The organism is Phycisphaerae bacterium, assembly GCA_019636475.1.
Taxonomy (GTDB): Bacteria; Planctomycetota; Phycisphaerae; order UBA1845; family UTPLA1; genus JADJRI01.
This window is the reverse complement of record JAHBXN010000006.1, coordinates 80117-99822: the sequence shown is the minus strand read 5'-3', so window position 1 is coordinate 99822 and position 19706 is coordinate 80117. Positions and strand designations below refer to the sequence as shown.

13 protein-coding genes and 1 tRNA gene are annotated in these 19706 nt (G+C 59.6%); 7 read left to right on the top strand and 7 right to left on the bottom strand.

Translation table 11 applies throughout. From position 1 onward, the window contains the following. Positions 1-200: 200 nt before the first annotated feature. Positions 201-1544: a chromosomal replication initiator protein DnaA gene (gene dnaA / locus KF841_11140; GenBank protein ID MBX3395908.1), complete on the bottom strand. Its 1344-nt coding sequence runs from the start codon at positions 1542-1544 to the stop codon at positions 201-203. A 425-nt stretch (positions 1545-1969) separates the two neighbouring features. Between dnaA and KF841_11135 the strand changes: the two genes are divergently transcribed. Next, the gene (locus KF841_11135; GenBank protein ID MBX3395907.1) at positions 1970-4690 is read left to right on the top strand and encodes a multicopper oxidase domain-containing protein; all 2721 of its coding nucleotides are present in this window, start codon (positions 1970-1972) and stop codon (positions 4688-4690) included. Here the strand turns inward: KF841_11135 and KF841_11130 are convergent. Both KF841_11130 and KF841_11125 read right to left on the bottom strand, forming a co-directional pair. Then, positions 4668-5999 (bottom strand): DUF2029 domain-containing protein, encoded by a 1332-nt coding sequence (locus tag KF841_11130; protein ID MBX3395906.1) that lies wholly within the window; start codon positions 5997-5999, stop codon positions 4668-4670. The two genes, KF841_11135 and KF841_11130, sit on opposite strands and share 23 nt — an antisense overlap. 47 nt (positions 6000-6046) lie before the next feature. Further along, the gene (locus tag KF841_11125; protein ID MBX3395905.1) at positions 6047-7642 is read right to left on the bottom strand and encodes a glycosyltransferase family 39 protein; all 1596 of its coding nucleotides are present in this window, start codon (positions 7640-7642) and stop codon (positions 6047-6049) included. Positions 7643-7718: 76 nt separating this feature from the next. On the opposite strand from KF841_11125, the gene KF841_11120 reads away from it, so the two are divergent. Further along, entirely contained in the window at positions 7719-8933 is a 1215-nt protein-coding gene (locus KF841_11120; protein ID MBX3395904.1) for an ABC transporter permease, read from the top strand. Between the two features lie 29 nt (positions 8934-8962). Here the strand turns inward: KF841_11120 and KF841_11115 are convergent, their stop codons facing one another. Further along, the gene (locus KF841_11115; protein ID MBX3395903.1) at positions 8963-9763 is read right to left on the bottom strand and encodes a YggS family pyridoxal phosphate-dependent enzyme; all 801 of its coding nucleotides are present in this window, start codon (positions 9761-9763) and stop codon (positions 8963-8965) included. A gap of 96 nt (positions 9764-9859) precedes the next feature. Further along, positions 9860-11302: a signal recognition particle protein gene (gene ffh / locus KF841_11110; GenBank protein ID MBX3395902.1), complete on the bottom strand. Its 1443-nt coding sequence runs from the start codon at positions 11300-11302 to the stop codon at positions 9860-9862. 610 nt (positions 11303-11912) lie between these two features. Here ffh and KF841_11105 point away from each other — a divergent pair. After that, entirely contained in the window at positions 11913-12950 is a 1038-nt protein-coding gene (locus KF841_11105) for a dihydroorotate dehydrogenase electron transfer subunit (protein ID MBX3395901.1), read from the top strand. Positions 12951-13000: 50 nt separating this feature from the next. Here KF841_11105 and KF841_11100 read toward each other — a convergent pair whose 3' ends face one another. Further along, positions 13001-13663, bottom strand: a complete 663-nt coding sequence (locus KF841_11100) for an HAD hydrolase-like protein (protein ID MBX3395900.1) — start codon at positions 13661-13663, stop codon at positions 13001-13003. Between the two features lie 1003 nt (positions 13664-14666). Between KF841_11100 and KF841_11095 the strand changes: the two genes are divergently transcribed. Beyond that, positions 14667-15074, top strand: coding sequence for a hypothetical protein (locus KF841_11095; GenBank protein MBX3395899.1), 408 nt, complete (start codon positions 14667-14669; stop codon positions 15072-15074). Positions 15075-15194: 120 nt separating this feature from the next. Here KF841_11095 and KF841_11090 read toward each other — a convergent pair whose 3' ends face one another. Next, positions 15195-15611: an RNA-binding protein gene (locus KF841_11090; GenBank protein MBX3395898.1), complete on the bottom strand. Its 417-nt coding sequence runs from the start codon at positions 15609-15611 to the stop codon at positions 15195-15197. Positions 15612-15920: 309 nt separating this feature from the next. Between KF841_11090 and KF841_11085 the strand changes: the two genes are divergently transcribed. The 3 genes from KF841_11085 to tuf all read left to right on the top strand — a co-directional run bounded on the left by KF841_11085 (position 15921) and on the right by tuf (position 19584). Then, complete coding sequence (locus tag KF841_11085; GenBank protein MBX3395897.1) at positions 15921-17678, top strand: glycosyltransferase family 39 protein; 1758 nt, start codon at positions 15921-15923, stop codon at positions 17676-17678. 337 nt (positions 17679-18015) lie between these two features. Then, positions 18016-18088 (top strand) — tRNA-Thr (locus KF841_11080). Between the two features lie 287 nt (positions 18089-18375). Further along, positions 18376-19584 (top strand): elongation factor Tu, encoded by a 1209-nt coding sequence (gene tuf, locus KF841_11075; GenBank protein ID MBX3395896.1) that lies wholly within the window; start codon positions 18376-18378, stop codon positions 19582-19584. Positions 19585-19706: the final 122 nt, after the last annotated feature.

The window sequence follows — 19706 nt, the reverse complement described above, 5'->3', positions numbered from 1 at the left end:
CGAGGACGAATCTTAATCGAATTTCGCGGAAAGGTCCATGCGGATAACCTGTGAACAGTCCTGTCACCTGACGCGGGTTTCAGTGCTGATAGTCACAGTTGCCCTGACCATCAGCCTTTGCACACAAGGCACTTCGCAAGCAAGAAGCAGGTTATCCACCCGATTTCCCAACACGCTGTGAGTCAGTCCGCCGGAACGCTTCACTCGCCCTTCAGTAGCGTCGACTCGATTTCATCCAATCGGGCCCGAAGCGCTGCGTCTGATCGCCGCCGACCTGCCACCAGCTTGTTCGCATGCAGTACCGTCGTGTGATCGCGGCCGCCGAAGAATCCACCAATCTCTTCCAGGCTGTGTCTCGTGAACTGACGCGCCAGGTACATGCAGACCTGCCGCGGCAGCGCAATCGAACGGCTTCTCTTGCGACCCTGCAAATCCGAGAGCTTGACGCCGAATCGATCCGTCACGAAATGAATGATGTCCTGAATCTTGATTTCGCGCGTCGGCGCCTGCGGTTCGCCCCCCAGCGCTTCGCGCACCAGCGGCAAATCGATCGGCCGATTGACCAGTACCGACAGTCCGTGAATCCGGTTTAGCGCACCCTCCAACTCCCGCGTGTTCGACGGGCCGAACTCGGCGATGTGCATGATTGCATCTTCCGGTAATTGAAGCTGACGCAACCTCAGTTTCTTGCGAATGATCGCACCGCGCGTCTCCAGACATGGCGCGTCGATCCGCGCGAGCAGTCCGCATTTGAATCGACTGACCAGCCGCTCCTCAAGGCTGGGTATCTGATGCGGGGGCGAATCGGCCGAAAGAACAATCTGTTTGTTCACCTGGTGCAGCGCGTTAAATGTGTGAAAAAACTCCTCCTGCGTGCCGTCCCGTCCCGCGAGGAACTGCATGTCATCCAATACCAGCATGTCCACCCTGCGATACAGATTCCGAAATGAATGCAGCGCGCCGCGCTCCACGGCCTCGATGAACTGATTCACGAACGTCTCGCATGAAACGTACATGATCCGCGTGGCGGGTGATCGATCGAGAACACGATGACACATGGCTTGTAAAAGATGACTCTTACCCAATCCACATGAGCCGTGAATGAACAGTGGGTTGTACGCCGTGCCGGGCGATTCGGTGGCTGCCAACGCCGCGGCATGCGCGAATCGATTGCACGGCCCGGTCACGAACGTCTCGAATGTGTAGTCGGGAATCAAACGGAGAACCGACGAGTCCCGCTCGAATGATGGAGCGTCCTCGTCTAATACCTCGGCGGAATAATTTCGGTCCGCCGACGAGTTTGATGTAAGGAAATCCACACCGATCAAGCGACCCGTTGCGGCCTGCACCGCCTCCGTGAACGCCCGCGAGCAGTGACGATTCAAATAAATCACCTGAGCCGGATCGCATGCAAAAATCTGATAGCGGCCCTGCTCAATCGCCCCGGGCTGAAGCTGCGAAAACCAACCGCGATTCACGGCCGGGTGCTGACGCTTCACATATGCGAGGACGTTGGTCCAGAAAGTTTCGGTCTGGATGCTCATGAAGATGGGTCCGAAATGTGCATGGCGGCTGTTGCGCGGGGGAGGCGCACGCAATTGCCGCGAATGTAAGTTATTATCAAATAACAACTAATGTTTGTATTAAACTGAATCGGCGAGTGTGGATCGTAACCGAATCGCGTTGTGAATACAACCCTGGAAAGCGCCGGAATCGACAACAAATGCGTCATCAAACGCACTGTTTGGCCCATGAGAACGCTGTGGATAACTTGTTGATAGGCTGGTAGTTCCATCTGGGGAATTGTCTGGGGTCGGCAGAAACTGCCGGGCGGGTTTTCTTACATCGGACGCGAGTCTTTGGGGGAATCGCTCGAAGTTAGGTGTGGCCAGGCGTTAGAATAGGTGATAACGAGCCGGGCGGACGCAATCTGGGAGCGTCCGTTGCGGGAGGGTAGGGTAGGAATTAGATGAATCGATTGAAATTGCGACGCGATGTCGCGCTTGCGTCGTCGTCGTTTGTGTCAATTTTGGGACAGGCTTTGGCGGTTGCGGTCGCAGTGCGCTTGAAGTCTGTGTCCCGGGGTCTGGGGAGGGCTTTCTTATCGAGCCTTGTTGTGGTGCTGTTGTGTTTTACGCGCACGACGGTCGCTGACACGGTCACGATCAATCCGTACAAGGATAACACGCTTTACGATCATCCGAACGGCGATGTCAGTAATGGGCAGGGGGATTATCTTTTCAGTGGCCGGACAGCCAACCAGGGTGAGTTTTATGACCGTCGCCGCGCGGTGCTGGCGTTTAATCTTGTCGGCGCCGTGCCGGCGGGTTCGACGATCAACAGTGTTTCACTGACGCTGAGGATGTCGCGGACGACGGACGGCGCGATCCGCCGGATGTCGATTTACAAGCTCTTGCAGGATTGGGGTGAGGGCACGTCCAACGCCTTCAGCAACGAGGGTTCCGGAACGACATCGACGATTGGGGACGCTACGTGGATTCATCGTTTCTACGACCTCGATCAATGGACGACGCCCGGCGGGACGTTCAACAACGTTGGTCAGAGCACGTCTTCCAATGTCGCGGGGGTTGGCGATTACACATGGTCCTCCGCGCCGATGGCCGCCGACGTACAGCAGTGGCTTAACGATCCGGCCACGAATTTCGGATGGATACTTGTCGGCGACGAATCGACCACGCGAACTGCACGTCGTTTCAATTCCCGGCATCATGGCACGACGGCCACGCGGCCGCGGCTGCTCATCAACTTTACGCCGCCGTCGAGCGGTGCGTGCTGTCTTCCGATCGGTGTTTGTGCAACGCTGACGCCGGCCCAGTGCAGCGCGCAGAGCGGCACTTATCAAGGTGACAACACGCCCTGCTCTCCCGGTCTGTGCCCCACGTTCGGGGCCTGTTGTCTGAACAATGGCAATTGTTCGACGCTCAGTTCGGTGGATTGCGCGGCGGCTTCGGGCACTTACAACGGCGACGGTTCGCTTTGCGCACAGACGGTTTGTCCGGTCATCCTTGAGCCATTTGTGGATGCGCTACCGATTCCGGCGGTTGCGACTCCGACGAGTGGCACGCAGGGCGGCGAGGCGTATTACGAGATTTCGATAACTCAGCAGTATCAGACCCTGCATCGCGATCTGCCTCCCACGAAGACCTGGGGCTACAACGGCACGTATCCCGGTCCGACCGTTCTCGCGACGCGGAATCAGCCCGTGACGGTTCGCTGGATCAACAATCTTCGTGATGAGCAGAACAACTATCTGACCGAGCACGCGCTTCCGGTGGATCACTGTCCACATGGCGCGCACATGAATTCATCGCCGCCGCGCGTGGTGGTGCATCTTCATGGCGGGCACGTCTCCGCAATGGATGACGGATACCCGGAATTCGCTTTTCCGCCCGGCGGCGACGCGACATACCTCTATCCCAATGAACAGCTTCCCGCGACTTTGTGGTATCACGATCACGCACTCGGCATCACGCGGCTGAATGTCACGATGGGTCTTGCGGGCTTCTATCTTATCAGCGATGCCGAAGAAGCGGCACTGGGTCTGCCTGCCGGCGCGTACGATATCGGCATGGCGATTCAGGACCGCACCTTCAATCCTGACGGCAGTTTCCAGTATCCGGCGATGTGGATGGAGCACTTTTTCGGCGACACGATTCTCGTGAACGGGAAGGTCTGGCCGTATTTCAATGTGAAGCGCGGCAAGTATCGATTCCGCTTATTGAACGGTTCGTCCTCGCGAACGTACACGCTCGCATTGTCGAACGGGGCGACGTTTCAGCAGATTGCCTCTGACGGGGGTTTATTTCCCGCGCCGGTATCGCTGACGAGCATGACGTTCTCTCCGGGCGAGCGGGTGGAGATTGTGATCGACTTCGAGCCTTATTCCGCGGGCACTGAGATCATTCTGACGAACAGCGCGCCGGCGCCTTATCCTGGTGGCGTGGGCGTGGGCGTCGTGCCGAATGTGATGAAATTCGTGGTTGGCTCGGAGACGGGGCACACCGCGGCGATTCCGGAGGCTTTGCGCCCGCTCGAGCCGTTGCCGCCGGCGGAGGCGGCCGCGCAGCGCGAGTTCGTGCTTCGCGCCTTGAGTGAACCGTGTACCGGGACGGCGTGGTACATCAACGGTCTGCTCTGGGATGACATCACTGAATTTCCCATGCTGGGGACGTCGGAAATCTGGAGCTTCATCAATCGATCGGGGACGGTTCACCCGATGCACATGCATCTGACGATGTTTCAGGTTCTTGATCGGCAGGCGTTTCAGATTGTTGGCGATGACGTTGTGCCGGTGGGCGTCCCGGCGCCACCGCCCGCGAATGAAGTTGGCTGGAAGGACACGGTTCGCGTGAATCCGTTCGAGATCACGCGCGTCATTGCGAAGTTCGAGGACTACACGGGGCTTTTCCCCTATCACTGCCACATTCTCGAGCACGAGGATCACGAGATGATGCGGCAGTTCATGGCGGTATGCCGAAAGGGTGACACGAACCAGGACACGCGCGTTGACGGCGATGACATTCGGCTGTTCGTGAACACCCTGCTGACGGGTGGAACCCCTGGGACGGCTGCATTCTGTGCAACGGACATGGATGACGACGGCCAACTCGAACAATCAGAGGACATTGCGTTGTTTGTCGATTGCCTTATTGGCGGTCCGTGTCCGTGATCGAGCGACTTCGCCGCAGGCGGGCGAGCGCCGCGTAGAGGATCATTGCTCCGATCAGCGGCGCGCCCATCCGGGATGTCCATTCCCGGCCGGTTTCGGTCAGGATGTCTGTTGTGAGAATGAACATGGCAGCCGCCGCGGCCGCCAGCGCTATCGTGGTCGGATCCCGGCGTCCTTCTCCGCGGGATCTTTCGATCCATGCGAACGCACCGACGATTCCCGGGATCAAGAGGCAGAAATGCCCTGTCCAGGTCAAACCTGACAGGGCGAGGGATACGGGCGCGAGGAGTGCCCAGTCCAGCACGGTCTGATCATACGGTGATCCTGGTCCGGCGCGAGCAATCCAGAACGTGAGCGCCAGCAGCCCGAGCGCTGCGCCGCGATAGGCCAAGCGAATCGCGGAATCTCCGCATTGAAGGATCGCCACGCGGTCCTTGCCGGGGACTTCGGAGTGTCCCAGCCAGCGATTCATCACCGCGGAGAGGGACTGGTTCATGCCGTCCGAATCGATCGTTCCCTTTTCGACAAATGAATCTATGACATGTGACCGCCACTGCATGAGCAGTGCGTGATTGCGTTCGAAGCCGATGATCGCGCCGGGGACAACCACGAGCGCGAGCAGCGCGCCGACCCAGCAGCCCGCCAGGGCCCGGACGTCGCGCTTGTAGAGGAGGTACAGTGCCCACAGCCCGGGCGTGACCTTGATACAGGCCGCCAGCGCGATCAGCAGGCCGCAAAGAAAACGCTGTCGTCGCACGAGGAGCACGCCGGCGCCGATGATCATGGCGGCGATGAACAGGTTGATGTTTCCGTGACGCAGGTCGGAATGAATGAACCGTGCCGCAACTATGACACTGACGATCCTCACCCAATCGAACCGCGGCCCATGCACCCGGAACATTCGCCAGGACAGGCTGAAGGCCGCGATGATGCAGCCGTACTTGATGGTCTGCCATATCAGCGCCGCGACCGGCGCAGGCACGTGTGCAAGCGGCTTTAGGATCGTGAGAAAGAACGGCGGATAGATGTAGTCCGGGTGTTTCTGATAGAGCCTGTCATCCGAGCCGATTTCGGCGGCATAGGGCAGGAAGCGCTTCAATGTCGGCTTGCGTTTGTCCCATGCTCGCAGGAAGGAGATGGCATCTCCAACGCAGTAGCAGGCGAACAGGACGGCGAGAATCCGGATGATCCGCACGCGCAATCGGGCGGCACGGTCAACTCGCTGAATGGCCGGCGGCGGTTGTTTACCGGCCGGCGCGCTGGAATCACCCTGATGATTCTGATTCATCCTGCTGGTGAGTCTAATCACGCCGGGTTCCGGCGCAAACCGCGCGATTCGGGGGTTGTCCAGGCGGTTTATCGCGCTGCATTGGCCGTTCTGATTCGGTATACGAAGACGCGATTGCCTTCGGGGCCGGCCTCGGTCAGCGGCTCGAACAGGTCGCTCGCCTGCCGCAGCCAGGCGAAATGTCGTGTTTCGTCCAGCGCTCCGCGATGGGTGGATTCGGCGTCCACGTACCATGCCGGTCGCTTTCCGCGGATGTAGCGTCTGATCCGATCTGATGCGTCACTGCGACGGCACTTGATCCACGTGGTATCGGGATAGGTCCGCCCGGCATAGAACATGATCTGCTCAAGATGCTCGTGCGCGAGGACGCGATCATCGGCTGCTGCGGCGGCGCGAAGGCGGGCGCCGGCTTCGCGAAATCCGGATTTTGGCGCAGCGACGGGGCGCAGGCTGTATGCGACCAATGGAAGCAGGAGGAGTGCTCCGAGCGCGGTCACCCATCGGGGGTTTCGGACGTTGAGTCGATCGGCCAGCGCGCACCATCCGGCCGCGGCCCAGGGAATTGCGAGGACTCCGGGAATCGCCGCGTAGCGTTCGCTGATTTCGCCGTAGAGGATTGAGCGAGCCTGAATCAGCACGATGTATGTCGCGATCGTCGCGACGACGAGCGTGCGCCCCTCGCGTTGGGCGGTCGCGGACTGCTTGAGGAATGCGCCGGCCAGAAAGAGCAGCGGTATCACATATCGGCCGCTTCGCAGCCAGTCTTCGAGAAACCGGCCCGGTGTCTGCCACCACGGCACGGCGTACGCGAGGATCGGGTTGTTTGCGTCGCTTTGCGGTGTTGCGACGAGTCGCAGAATGTCCATTGGATTCTTATTCGGGATCAGTGCGCCTGTCGCGATTGAATGCGGCGAAACGGCCATTGCGAATACGACGGCGAATGCCGCTGCGCCGCCGAGTCGCCGTGCGATCGGTTCAGAGCGGCTCGACATCCACCAGGCGATCAATCCGCCGGCGAGCAGCGAGATCGCCTCCTGTTTGAAGAGATATGCGATTCCCGCCATTGCGCCGCCGGCCGCCAGTCTTCCGATGCTTCGGCGCGAACAGCCGTCGATGATCAGGAGCATTGCTCCCAGAAATACCGCGAGATGCGGCATGTCCGACAAGACCCCCGCGGACAGCGTGACGCCCTGCGGCCAGCATGCCGCCAGCACGGCCGCGAAGGCCGCGATGCGATCGTCGAACAATCGGCGCGTGACAGCCCAGATCGCGATGCAGACCGCCAGTCCTCCGAGCATTGCGATGAACTCGCCGCAGCGTTGCCACGCTTCCGGCGTGTCGCCCCCCGCGAGCGGGCCGATCAGTTGATGTGTTTTGAGCAGCAGCCAGGAATATGCAGGCTGGCGTGTTGTCAGTTTCATGGCGGCGATCGGGTCGTCTGCCATTCGCTTTGCGAATTCAACAAGTTGGACGCCGTTTCGATCGATGCAGATTGGAAACCCGACCAGGGCAGTTCGGAGTATTGCGGCGACGGCGATCGCCGCGAGGAACATGCGGCGAGAACGGACGACGTGGGGAGCATCGTTCATTTCCGGATTATGTGACGAATCGTGGTTCTTCGCAGCAGCGCCATGCTGATCGAGCGTGAAACGTGTATCAGCCATTTGGGTGGTTCGTCTCGCGGGGTGCCCATGTTCGTGCTACAATTTTGCTGGAAAAGAGCCTGAAACAGGGGATGTCATGGGAATATTCACTCTTATCGCCGAAGCGCTGATCAGCCTGGGGAAGAACAAAGTTCGCACGGCCCTTTCGATGCTGGGCATAGTGATCGGTGTGGGGGCGGTCATTGTGCTCGTGGCGATGGCCCAGGCGACAAAGACCCGCGTGGAAGGTGAGATCGCGCGTCTTGGCGACGACTGGATGTTCATAGGGTACTGGGGCATACCGAGCAGTGGGGTTCGTCGCGGCGATCAGGAGCGGAAGCCGTTTCAGACGAAGATGGAAGCGGACGAGATCATGCGACAGTGCTCGGCCGTGCGGGCCGCCACGCCGAGCAATCGTATTTCCCTTCCGGTGAAATCGAGCTATGGCAACTATCTTGCGGCGGTGTATGGCGCTTATCCGAATTTTCATGACATTCGCCGGTGGGACGTTGTCGCCGGGCGGAAGCTCGATCAGGCGGACGAAGACAGTCTGAATCCGGTCTGCTGTCTGGGACAGAGTGCTGCGCGTGAGTTGTTTGGTTCAATCAACCCGGTAGGCGAATACATTACGATCAAGAATTCGCGATTTCATGTTGTCGGTCTGCTTTCGTTCAAGGGTCAGCAGGATGGGCGCGATCTTGACGACATCATTTTTGTGCCGTTCATGGTGGCCCAGCGGAAGATCGCGGGGAGCGAACGCTCGGGCACGATGCTGGCGGCGGCTCAGCATGGCGTTGATCCGAAGATCGCGGAGGGCCAGATTCGTGCGTTGCTTCGGCAGCTTCACGGGCTGCGTGAGGGCGAGCCGGATGATTTCCGGATTTTCGCGCAGAGCGAGAACGCCGAAACGAAGGCTGCGGCGAGCGCGGAGTTTCAATGGCTTCTGCGGATGATTGCGAGTGTGTCGCTGGTCGTGGGCGGCATCGGCATCATGAATATCATGCTGGTGAGTGTTACGGAGCGAACGCGGGAGATCGGGCTGCGCATGGCTATCGGAGCGAATGGTTTTGATGTGCTGCTTCAGTTTTTGATAGAGGCCACGATGCTATGTGCCATCGGTGGGCTGGTGGGCATGCTGTGCGGCTGGCTTTTTACGTATTTCATGACGCAGCAGGGCTACGAAACGGAGATTTCTCCGTTTGTCGCGGGAATTGCCCTTGGCTGCGCATTTCTGACGGGAATTGTGTCCGGATTCTACCCGGCATTTCGAGCCAGCCGCCTTGATCCGATCGAGGCGTTGCGATTTGAGTGAAACGGGGCGGAACCGGGAATGAGGCGGAGTCAGTTGTCATCCGTGTCTTCGTCGTGACTTGTGGGTGACATCATGCCATCGAAGAGTGCGCTGCCGATGCGCACCATGGTTGCGCCGGCTTCGATGGCTGTTTCGAAGTCTGTGGACATTCCCATCGACATTTCGCGAAAATGCGGGCCGAGATGTTTTTCGCCGCGCAGGTCCTCGAACACATCACGCAGGCGATCAAAATACAAACGCAATTCGCCGGGCAAGGCGTCCGCCGGCGCCATGGTCATGAGCCCGCACAATCGAACGTTTGGCCATTCGGCGAAGTGCTCCATAAGGTGTGGCACGGCTCCGACGGCGACGCCGAATTTGCTTTTTTCGCCGCTTGTGTTGACCTGGAGGAGGAAGTCGATCGTGCGCCCCAGTTTTTTGGCCTGATCGTGCAGGTCTTCGGCCAGGCGCAGGCTGTCCACGCTGTGGATCAGTTCGACCCAGGGAATGACCAGTTTGGTCTTGTTTCGCTGAAGGTGGCCGATCATGTGCCAGCGCGGGCGCGGTCCGGGCGGTTCGCGGCGTCCGGAGAGGACGCTTTTTCGTTCGATGAATTCGTGGATCATGCCCGCGCGCTGGTTGAGGTGTTGGGCTCGGCTTTCGCCGAGATCGAGGATTCCCAGATCGAGTGCATTGCGGATGACGTCGAGTTCGACGTATTTGGTTACGGCGATCAGCCTGACGGTGGCGGGGTCTCGATGGGCACGCGCGCAGGCGGCTTCGATGCGGTCTTTCACACGCTTGAGGTTTTCAGCCAGCTTTTTCCTGATGGCGTTGGTTTTTGCGATCACGGGCCGCGTCCTTTCGTTCCCGAGTGCCGTGGTGCATTGTAGTGGGCGGCGCGGCACATCGAAAGTGAAACCCGATGACCCTCATCCGGCGTGAGGTCAGCGGCTTTTCCGCTTGCGGTCTTTGCGCTTGTCCTTTTTGTTTGGCTTGTACTTTGGGGCGCTCGTTGATTTGACCGTCGGCATCTTGCCGCCGGCCATCGACAACTGGGCAAACTGTGAGCCGAAGCGCATGCGGTCCATCATTGACATGCCTGCCATGTGTTTCATCATGTCGCGCGCCTGGAGAAACTGTTTGCACAGGCCGCTCACATCCTCCGGATCGGTTCCGCTGCCGCGGGCGATTCGCCGCCTTCGCGATGCGTCGATCAGCTTGGGATTCGCTTTTTCGCGCGGGGTCATCGATTGGACGATCGCTTTCATGCGAACGATTTCGCCTTCGTCGATGTTCATATCCGCGTCGCGCATGAGTTTGCCGACGCCGGGGATCATTTTCAGCATGTCCTTCATCGAGCGGCCGCTCATCACTTTGTCCATCTGGCCGATGAAGTCGTCGAGCGTGAGCGTGCCCTTTTGCATTTTTGCTTCGAGCTTTGCGGCGTCTTCGGCGGTTACCTGCTGCTGGGCCTGCTCGACGAGTGAGACGACGTCGCCCATGCCGAGGATTCGGCTCGCCATGCGGTCGGGATGGAACTCTTCGAGCCGATCCAGCTTCTCGCCGACACCGATGAACTTGATCGGTTTCTGAACGATGCTTTTTACGGACAGGATCGCGCCGCCGCGCGTGTCGGAGTCGAACTTGGTCATGATGACGCCGTCCAACTCGAGGCGCTCGTTGAAGTGTCTGGCGGTCGTGACGGCATCCTGGCCGGTCATTGCGTCGAGCACCAGGTAGATCTGGTGTGGCGAGACGGCCGATGCGACATTGGCGACTTCCTGCATGAGTTCTTCGTCGATTGAGAGTCGTCCGGCCGTATCGAGGATGACAACGTCAAGCAGCTTTCGCTGAGCCGCCATGACGCCGTTTCGGCAGACTTTCACGGGGTTCTGATGATCTCGTTCGGTGTGGACTTCGACGCCGAGCTGTTCGCCGAGTACTTGCAACTGATCGATGGCCGCCGGGCGCTTCAAGTCGGCGGCGACGAGCATCGGTTTCTTTCCCTTGGCAAGACAATACTTTGCGAGTTTGCCGCAGGTGGTCGTTTTGCCGGAACCCTGGAGACCAGCCATGAGAATGATTGTGGGCCCGGGCGTGACCCAGGGGATGCGCGAATCAATCGGTCCCATCAACTGGATCAATTCGTCATGGACGATTTTGACCATGACCTGTTCGGGCTGGAGTGTCTTGATGATCTCGGCGCCGATAGCCTGCTGGGTGACGTCGTTGACGAAGCGCTTGACCACGTCGAGGTGAACGTCGGCTTCAAGCAGCGCCGTGCGAACATCGCGCATTACTTCTCTTACGTTTTCCTCGGTGATCTTTCCTCGGCCGCGGAGCTTACGGAATACGTCGTGAAAGCGATCTGTCAGGGCGTCGAACATGGGGCGGAGTTCTCACAAGGGACCAATTTGGGAATGTCCTGTTCGAAGATACGAGCGCCGCGTGCGCATCGCAATAGTTTGGGCGTCGCGGACGGCATGTCGGGTGATCGATGGCCGCGCCATTGATCGTCCGCCGCCCCCCTATCCAGAAAATTGGCCTCGCTGTCGCCGGGCCGGGCCGTCCGAAAATCACAATCACCGCGTCAAAAAAATGAGTTTGCCGCCGCGACCACGGGCTTCGAGGCATAAACTATTATGGATTATTATATTGCGCGCCGATCGTTTATCACCAGCCGGCGGTGAGGAAATTTTCTCACATAAAACCAGAGGCGGTAATTTGCCGTAGATTAGGAATAGCTGCGGTCGGTGGATTGAGGCGAGGCCGGCCCGCTGTATCGATTGTAACTATATTTATTCCAGTTAGTTATAATCATCATAGCCGGCAGGTTAAATCGCGATTGTTTCGTTGACACCCCCGGCGCGATGTGATAGATTCCTTCCGGCGTTTCGTCGCCGGTTAAACAAGAGGCTAATCGCCACAGCTATCGGCTACTTCTATTAGCCGTGGCGCTCCACCGGCTCAAGAGTTGTCTTGAGCCGGTGGTTTTTTTTGAGCAGGCATCTCGCTCGTCGGCGTATTGAGCTGACCTGTGCGCGCGGTACGTCGCTTCGGGTCTCATTCACACAGGCGGCGGCGTTCACTAACATTCCCTGCATGTCGCCGACCGCATCGGGCATTTTTCAAGCGCAGGTTCTGGGCAATCGGGTTGTTTGCCGCGAGCATTTTGAAATTACTCTGGCTGTTGAAGGATTTCCGGCGGCAGCGCCGGGGCAGTTCATTCAGGTACTCTGTCACGAGCCGGACGCATTCTGCACATCGATCGAAGATTTCGACGCGATGAGGTGGAACACGGACGCGTGTCCGGAGCGGCCGATGCTTCGTCGCCCGTTCAGCATTGGCGGGCTTCGATCGACGGGTTCATTCACCGAGATCGATATCATGGGTCGCGTGGTTGGCGTCGGCACGGCCTGGCTGGCGGGGCTGAGGCGAGGCGAGAAAGTTGATCTTCTCGGCCCGCTGGGCGGCTCGTTTGTCGCGCCAAGCGCCGGCGAGACGGCCGTGCTGGTTGCCGGCGGCATCGGACTTCCGCCGATTCGATGGCTGGGTGAGGTGCTCGCATCGGATGGTGTTCCCTGCCTTGCGATCGTGGGCGCGCAATCGAAGGCGTTGCTGCCGCTGCGCGTCACTCATTCACCGAAGAATCCCGGGGAGTTTGAGCAGATCGCCGATGAATTTTCCCGGATGGGCATTCCCGGACTGATCACGACGGATGACGGGAGTTTCGGTCTGAAGGGCCGGGTGACGGATGCGCTGGGTGCTTCGCTTGATCGGTTGAGCGGGACGGCGGGCGGCGCGTTTTGCGTTTATGCGTGCGGACCGGAGCCGATGCTGAAGGCGGTGAGTGTTCTGTGTGATGAGCGCGGGGTGTCTTGCCAGGTTGCGATGGAACGCGTGATGGGCTGTGGTGTGGGGACGTGTCAGTCGTGTGTCGTTCCGGTGAAGGATGCAGGCGCACAGGACGGCTGGCGATATGCGCTTTGTTGTCGCGAAGGCCCCGTCTTTGATTCGCGCGTGGTGATCTGGTAGGGAAATTTCTCATTGCATCGGTCCGGGGCCGGCTCAAATCGAAAATTTTTTTACGGGACCTGTTCCAATAATTCGATCAGTTCGGACGGGTCATCGATCAGCGCGTCGGGTCGCGCGGCAATCAATTCATCACGATCACGGTATCCCCAACTGACCGCGATCGCGCGCATTTGGGCGTTGCGCGCGGTCTGAATGTCGACGGGCGAGTCGCCGACGATGACGCACTGCGACGGCTCGACAGACAGCTCGCGCGCGATCGACAAGGCGTGCGTGGGCGACGGTTTTTTGTCGGACTCACAGACGTATCCTCGCACGGCGCGCAATCGCGAGGAGAGCAACATCGCATCGAGTATCCGGACCGCCAGCGCGTGCGGCTTGTTGGTCAGGACGGCTGTCAAGAGGTTTTTTGAAATCGTTAAATCAAGCATTTCTAATATGTTACGGAAGCACGTGGTGCGATTGGCCGGCGCGGCCTCGTAGGCGGCGCTCATGTGTGTGAGCACGTCGTTGAGCCGATGCTCCGCCGTCTGAGCGATCAGCGCGCGTCGGCAGAGCGTCTCGATTCCGTCGCCGATCCACGCGCGAACATCGCGCTCTTTGGCGCGGGACAATCCTGCGTCGAGCAGCGCGCGATTGAGCGCGTCGTTGATGTCCGGGAGCGAGTCGATGAGTGTTCCATCGAGATCAAAGAGTATCGCGCGCGCGTTGTTCATGTCGTCGTTTGTTGATCGCGGGTGAATGAAGTCGGATGAACTTGAGATGATTTAGTCATGATCGGCGCCGATCATGCCGAAAACATTTTATGTGATGATGCCGAACTTTTCTGTTGACAAAGATTCGGCCGAGTCTATTCTTTTTTGCAGAAAGGAGGTGACGCATGGCTAAACGCAAGAAGAGCGCCACCAAGAAGGCCACGAAGAAGGCCACCAAGAAGAAGAAGGCTACAAAGAAGAAGTAAGTAGCCGCCGACAAGTGCCTGGTGTCGCTGACGAAAATTTTCCGGTGACATCAGGCAAGGTCTTCGAGAAATCGGAGGCCACAGAAATAATGGAAGGTGCTCCAGCCACGGCGGCACCTTCCATTTTTTATTGCGCTTCACCACACATCCGCCATGTCTGTCGCGCCGGTCGAGACTTCAGGCAGGCTTCTCATCTTTCTTCTCTTTGTTTGTCATGAGTTCTCGGTCCGGTGATTTACGCGGAATCTTCCCCTTTTTGAGTCGATTCCGGACAGCTTTGTCGTCGCGGCGCACGGCGTCGTGCTTGCGTCCGGGGCGAGTTTAATCAGGGAATTCACCCGGTAAAAAGGTGGGCGCCCGGCTCTGTAGGAGGCAGCCAGAGCCGGACGCCGCAGAGAATTAGGGATGAGTTCAGGCCTTGCGATCAGGCCGGGTATGGGTCGATGTTGTTCGATCCTTTTACTGCATGTCGCACGCGGTTCGGCGCCGACTTCGTCAGCGGCCCGCGTCGCGGCGACAGTCACGACGAAGGCATCACAAACTTAAGATACAAACCGGTCGAGAAGCAAAAACCTTGTCATTCTTTGTTCGTTCCGAGAGTATCGCGGCGCTTGCACGTCTGGTGCGGGTTTTCCGCCGACGGCCGCCCCGATAATCTGCGTCCGAGCATCGCGCCATTTCTTTTTGATTGATGCAAAGAATCCTTTCGGGATGCGTGGCCGCGCGATTCGGCCGGCGCGGTACACTGCGCGGGGCAGATGGCAACCGAATCTTTCAATGTGGAACGGCGCATTCTTTCGATGGAAGGCTCGACGTCCGTTTATCGAGAGGAGCTTGCGCTCGCGCTGGACGGCCTGGGCTTCGTGTCGCAATCGGAGGCCGAAGACCTGGTTGCGACCGCCGGCGAAGACGAACGTGCTTATCGATTGAGGCCGCGCGACGGATTTCTCGATTTGCTTTGCAGCCGGATCGACGAATTTCTCGGCGATGACGACGGCGGCTTTTTCAGGATGATCGTTCACGTCGCGCGATCGGAGCGCAGCGAGGCCGTCATCGAGTTATGGTTTCACATTACGAGGCCGGGGTTTGAATCCGGCGGCACGTGGATACGGCACATGGTGGTCGGCATCGATCAACGGATGATCTTTGCCGATATCGGCGTGTGAATGGGCGGACGATTTCCCGGCGCGCGTCGCATGAGACAGAGTTTGCGCAAGAAAAAGCCCGCGCGATTCAACGCACGGGCTTTTGTTATTTTTGGAGTTCAGCCGGTTTGCGGAGCGGGATCACCAATCGCCGCCGCCGCCGCCGTAATCATCGCGTCGACCGCCACCTCGGCCGCCGCGACCACCCCCACCCCCGCCGCCGTAGCCACCGCGACCACCTCCGCCGCCATAGCCACCGCGTCCGCCGCCGCCGCCATAGCCACCGCGTCCGCCGCCGCCGCCCTTGTTCTGGGGAGGCCGGGCTTCGTTCACGGTCAGTGTTCGGCCTTCGTGCTCCTGGCCATTGAGCGCCGTGATGGCGGCATCGGCTTCGGAATCGGAGCTCATCTCGACGAAACCGAATCCTTTGCTTCGTCCTGTTTCGCGATCACTGATGACCTGGGCGGATTGGACTGCTCCGTGCTGGGAGAACAAACGCTCCAGGTCCGCGCCGGTAACTGAGTAAGACAGGTTGCCAACATAGAGTTTCTTGGCCATGCAAAACGCTCCGTTCAGGAAAACGCACTTGACCCCGGTTTCTCTTTCAGGGTACACGAAAGGGGCCGCCGTCGGCCCAGTGGCAGGAACAGGCGAAACAGGCAAGAAGGGGCAGGCTCGTCCAGAATCCGCAAACCTCAAACCACGTCGTCACGTCCGACCGATCCAATATGATATCCGAGCTTCCGGGCCGGACAAGGGGTGAGCCGGGTCGCCCCGGGGCCATCGTGTCGTTGAATGGCGTGGGATCGATTCCGGCGTTCCGGCTACGTTTTTTCGGGTCGGCGCCATCGTTAGACTGAGGCCTGAATGACTTCATTCCACCCTGAGCCGATGACTGAACGCCACCATCCCCGGGGGTGGTGGGTTTTTATCGTGCTCGTCGTAGGAATATATGCCATCGGACTTTGCCGCGATGTGACCGAGCCGTGGATCGGGCTTCATGATTGGAATGGTGCGTTCTTTTCACAGCTGGCCCGGAATCTGGATCGTTATCCGTTTGGGATTCACCACGGAATGCCGATTGTTGCGGTCGGGAGCGAGGTTCCTCCGCCGACGGAGCGTTCGATCTATGCGACGCATCCGCCGGGGCTGGTCTGGCTGGTGGCCGGTGCGTTTCGCGTATTTGGCGAATCGGAGTGGGCGGCTCGTGTGGTGCCGATCGTTGCGTCCGCGGCGAGTCTGGTTCTTCTGGTTCATCTCTGGCGTGTTGCATTCGGCGCGTCGCCGGCTCTGATCGCGGCGGGTTTCTATGCCGTCATGCCGATGTCCGTTTATTTCGGCCGGATGGTCAATCACGAAGCGGTCTGCCTTTGTGCGATGCTGGCGGCCTCGGCGTGCTGGGTTCAATCGTGCCGGTCTGGGCCGTCGGCGAGCGGCGATCGCGGCCGGCTCGCCCCCGCGCGAGATGCCACCTTTTTGACACTATTCGGCACGTTCCTGGTCGCCGGCTGCTGGATTGACTGGTCTTCGTGTCTGTTTGCGGCGGTCTTTCTTTCGTATGTCCTCCATCGTTCGCGCCGCAGGCCCGTACGGGACGGCGAAGGGCGCGGGGGAATCGGTCGTCAGGCCGCGATGCTGACCGCCTTGCCGGTCGCGACGGGATGTGCCGCGATGATGGCATACATCGTCTATGCGGGTCTTGGCGGCCGCTGGGCTGATCTGGCGGCGATCTTCTTTTCACGCGCCACGGATGATCGCGGCGTTGCGCCGCGGCCGGCGCTGGCGCAGGGCGGGGATGTCTGGCAAAATACCGTCGAAAACCTGTCCTGGCCGCTGCTGGTTCTCGCGGCGATCGGATTAGTGGCTCGGCTTCTCTCGCTGATTCGCGAGCGGTCGAAGGAGAGTGCCGGCAATGAGGCATCCGCGAGCGTCGAGCGGCGGTTTGCGGCTCGGGGCGCGCTGGCGATCATTGGGGTGACCGGCGTCATCTGGCTGGCCGTTTTTCCGAGGCAGTATGCGTTGCATCAGTATTGGTTGTTTTATCTGGGGCCGGCGATCGCGATGTATGCCGCGCGCGCGGTGCTGATGTTGACTCGTTCGCGCGTGGGCGCGCCTTCGCGCGATTTGTCGTCGCCGACGAATCTGGCCGCTGGTTCGGCCGAGGGTCGAATCGCTCGCGCGGGGTGCATGCTCTTTGTGATGTCGCTCGCGTGGATCGCGCAGTTCACCTATTTTGATCGTGGGGAGCAGGCCATTGTTCAGGCGGTCGCTGGTTGGCGGCGGATCAGGGAGGTGACCGGGCCTGATGACCGGATCATCCTGTGGCGAGATCCGACGTGGCCTGAGCGGCGGGGTGGTTACCTATTTAGGAACATTGTGCCGCCGCAGTTTGCGTTTTATGCCGACCGGGCGTTCACGGTAGAGCCGGATCCGGAGCGGTGGGCCGAGTTGGCGGCGAGTGGTCGGTATGCGCTGTTCGTGTTGTCGGTGGGTGAGGCAGCGCGCGGCGGAGATTCGCTGTTGCCGCTGCGCAAACGTTATAAGGAAGTGAGGCTCTCGGAGTCATTGATTGCATTCGTGCTGGAGCCGTCTTCGCGCGGGGGTATGGCTGGGGCGCGTGAGTGATTGCAAGTTAATGATTGGTATTAGATTGCGGCGTTATAGGCTTTGGGTGGTTGAGAGCCTGTGGCTTCGGGTTGGGCGGTTTGGGGGTGGTGTTTCATGTGGGGCCGGCGGGTTGTCGGGGCTGGGGGGGCGGGTCGGCGGCGAGGTTGGGGTGGGCTGTTTGATGGGCGGCTATTTTCGGGCGTGGGGCCTGAAATTCGGAGGACCCGGGGCAATTGACGCGCGGATGTGAAACCTTATACTGGCGGGTCTGTTTTCCCGTCAGCGCGCGTCAATAGATTGCCGCGATGTTTGATGGGTGCGGGGCCGTGACCGGCGTGTGGGCGTGGTCCTATCCGCTGCTGTAGCTCAGTTGGTAGAGCGCGTCCTTGGTAAGGACGAGGTCACGGGTTCAAATCCCGTCAGCAGCTAGTCGGGGCATCGGCGTCTCGCGGCGCGGGTCGACGCCCCTGCTCGATGGCGGCAATTCCGCTGCAATGCTTTGCCCTGCGGCAAGCGTGGCCCGACGGACCTCGCGGAGCGTTGTGTTTCGGACTCCCCGTCGAAACTGAATCGCGGATTCGATTCAAGGCCAGGCGGCCGGGGCCGTGTTGGAATCGACGCCCGGCTCGCCTTGTGCGAAAATACGGAAGATAAGGAACGAACCATAGACCTTTTGTTTTTGTTTTGCGACTAGACTCGCGGAGGAATCGCTGGCATGGCCAAGGAAAAGTTTGAACGAACGAAACCACACGTGAACGTCGGCACGATCGGCCACGTCGACCACGGTAAGACCACTTTGACGGCAGCGATCACCGCGGTCCAGGCGGCGAAGGGTCTCGCGAAGTTCAAGGCGTACGATGAAGTCGCCAAGGCGTCGGAGAAGGATGGTCGTCGTGACCCGACCAAGATTCTGACGATCGCGACATCGCACGTTGAATATGAGTCTGACAAGCGGCACTACGCACACGTTGACTGTCCCGGCCACGCCGACTACGTGAAGAACATGATCACCGGCGCCGCCCAGATGGACGGCGCGATTCTTGTTGTGAGCGCGGCGGATGGTCCGATGCCGCAGACGCGCGAGCACGTTCTGCTTGCTCGCCAGGTGAACGTTCCGCAGCTCGTCGTGTTCCTGAACAAGATCGATCTTCTTGACGATCCCGAACTGCTCGACCTGGTCGAGGAGGAAGTTCGCGATCTGCTCAAGAAGTATGACTTCCCCGGCGACAAGACCAAGATCATCCGGGGTCAGGCGAACCGGGCGCTGCTCAATCCGAAGGATCCCGAGGCGTCCAAGTGCATCGGCGAACTGATGGAGGCGCTTGACAGCGAGATTCCGGAGCCGGTTCGAGAGCAGGACAAGCCGTTCCTCATGCCGATCGAAGACGTCTTCAGCATCAAAGGTCGCGGGACGGTCGGGACCGGTCGAATCGAGCGCGGGATCATCAAGGTCGGCGAGGAAGTCGAAATCATCGGCCTGATGAAGGAAAACAAGAAGACGGTCGTCACCGGCGTCGAAATGTTCAACAAGACGCTCGACGAGGGTCAGGCGGGTGACAACGTCGGTCTTCTGCTTCGAGGTGTTGAGAAGAACGAGCTTGAGCGTGGCCAGGTTCTGGCCAAGCCCGGTTCGATCACGCCGCACACGAAGTTCCAGGCCGAGGTTTATGTTCTGACGAAAGAGGAAGGCGGGCGTCACACGCCGTTCTTCAATAACTATCGGCCGCAGTTCTACGTTCGAACGACGGACGTGACCGGCAGCCTGAAGCTGCTCGGCGGCGCGGAGATGTGCATGCCGGGTGACAATGTTTCGCTTGAGGTTGAGCTGGTCGCGCCGGTCGCTCTTGAGGAGGGTGTCCGCTTCGCTGTCCGCGAGGGCGGTCGAACGGTCGGGTCGGGCGTTGTGACCAAGATCATCGCGTGAGCGAATTGATGTGCGCAAGAGGCCGGCCTGGTCGATGCGTCGGCCGGGCCGCCTTTCTTTTCAGCGTGCAGTCCGATCTGGCCTGGTCCGGGATCGGTGAAGTTTGGATGGCGAGACCGAGC

Bases quoted from the DNA above. Each gene is read 5' to 3' on its own strand.
- KF841_11085 (MBX3395897.1), top strand. From the start codon at position 15,921: ATGACTTCATTCCACCCTGAGCCGATGACTGAACGCCACCATCCCCGG.
- KF841_11120 (MBX3395904.1), top strand. From the start codon at position 7,719: ATGGGAATATTCACTCTTATCGCCGAAGCGCTGATCAGCCTGGGGAAG.
- tuf (MBX3395896.1), top strand. From the start codon at position 18,376: ATGGCCAAGGAAAAGTTTGAACGAACGAAACCACACGTGAACGTCGGC.
- KF841_11125 (MBX3395905.1), bottom strand. From the start codon at position 7,642: ATGGCTGATACACGTTTCACGCTCGATCAGCATGGCGCTGCTGCGAAG.
- KF841_11095 (MBX3395899.1), top strand. From the start codon at position 14,667: ATGGCAACCGAATCTTTCAATGTGGAACGGCGCATTCTTTCGATGGAA.
- KF841_11100 (MBX3395900.1), bottom strand. From the start codon at position 13,663: ATGAACAACGCGCGCGCGATACTCTTTGATCTCGATGGAACACTCATC.
- KF841_11135 (MBX3395907.1), top strand. From the start codon at position 1,970: ATGAATCGATTGAAATTGCGACGCGATGTCGCGCTTGCGTCGTCGTCG.
- KF841_11090 (MBX3395898.1), bottom strand. From the start codon at position 15,611: ATGGCCAAGAAACTCTATGTTGGCAACCTGTCTTACTCAGTTACCGGC.
- dnaA (MBX3395908.1), bottom strand. From the start codon at position 1,544: ATGAGCATCCAGACCGAAACTTTCTGGACCAACGTCCTCGCATATGTG.
- ffh (MBX3395902.1), bottom strand. From the start codon at position 11,302: ATGTTCGACGCCCTGACAGATCGCTTTCACGACGTATTCCGTAAGCTC.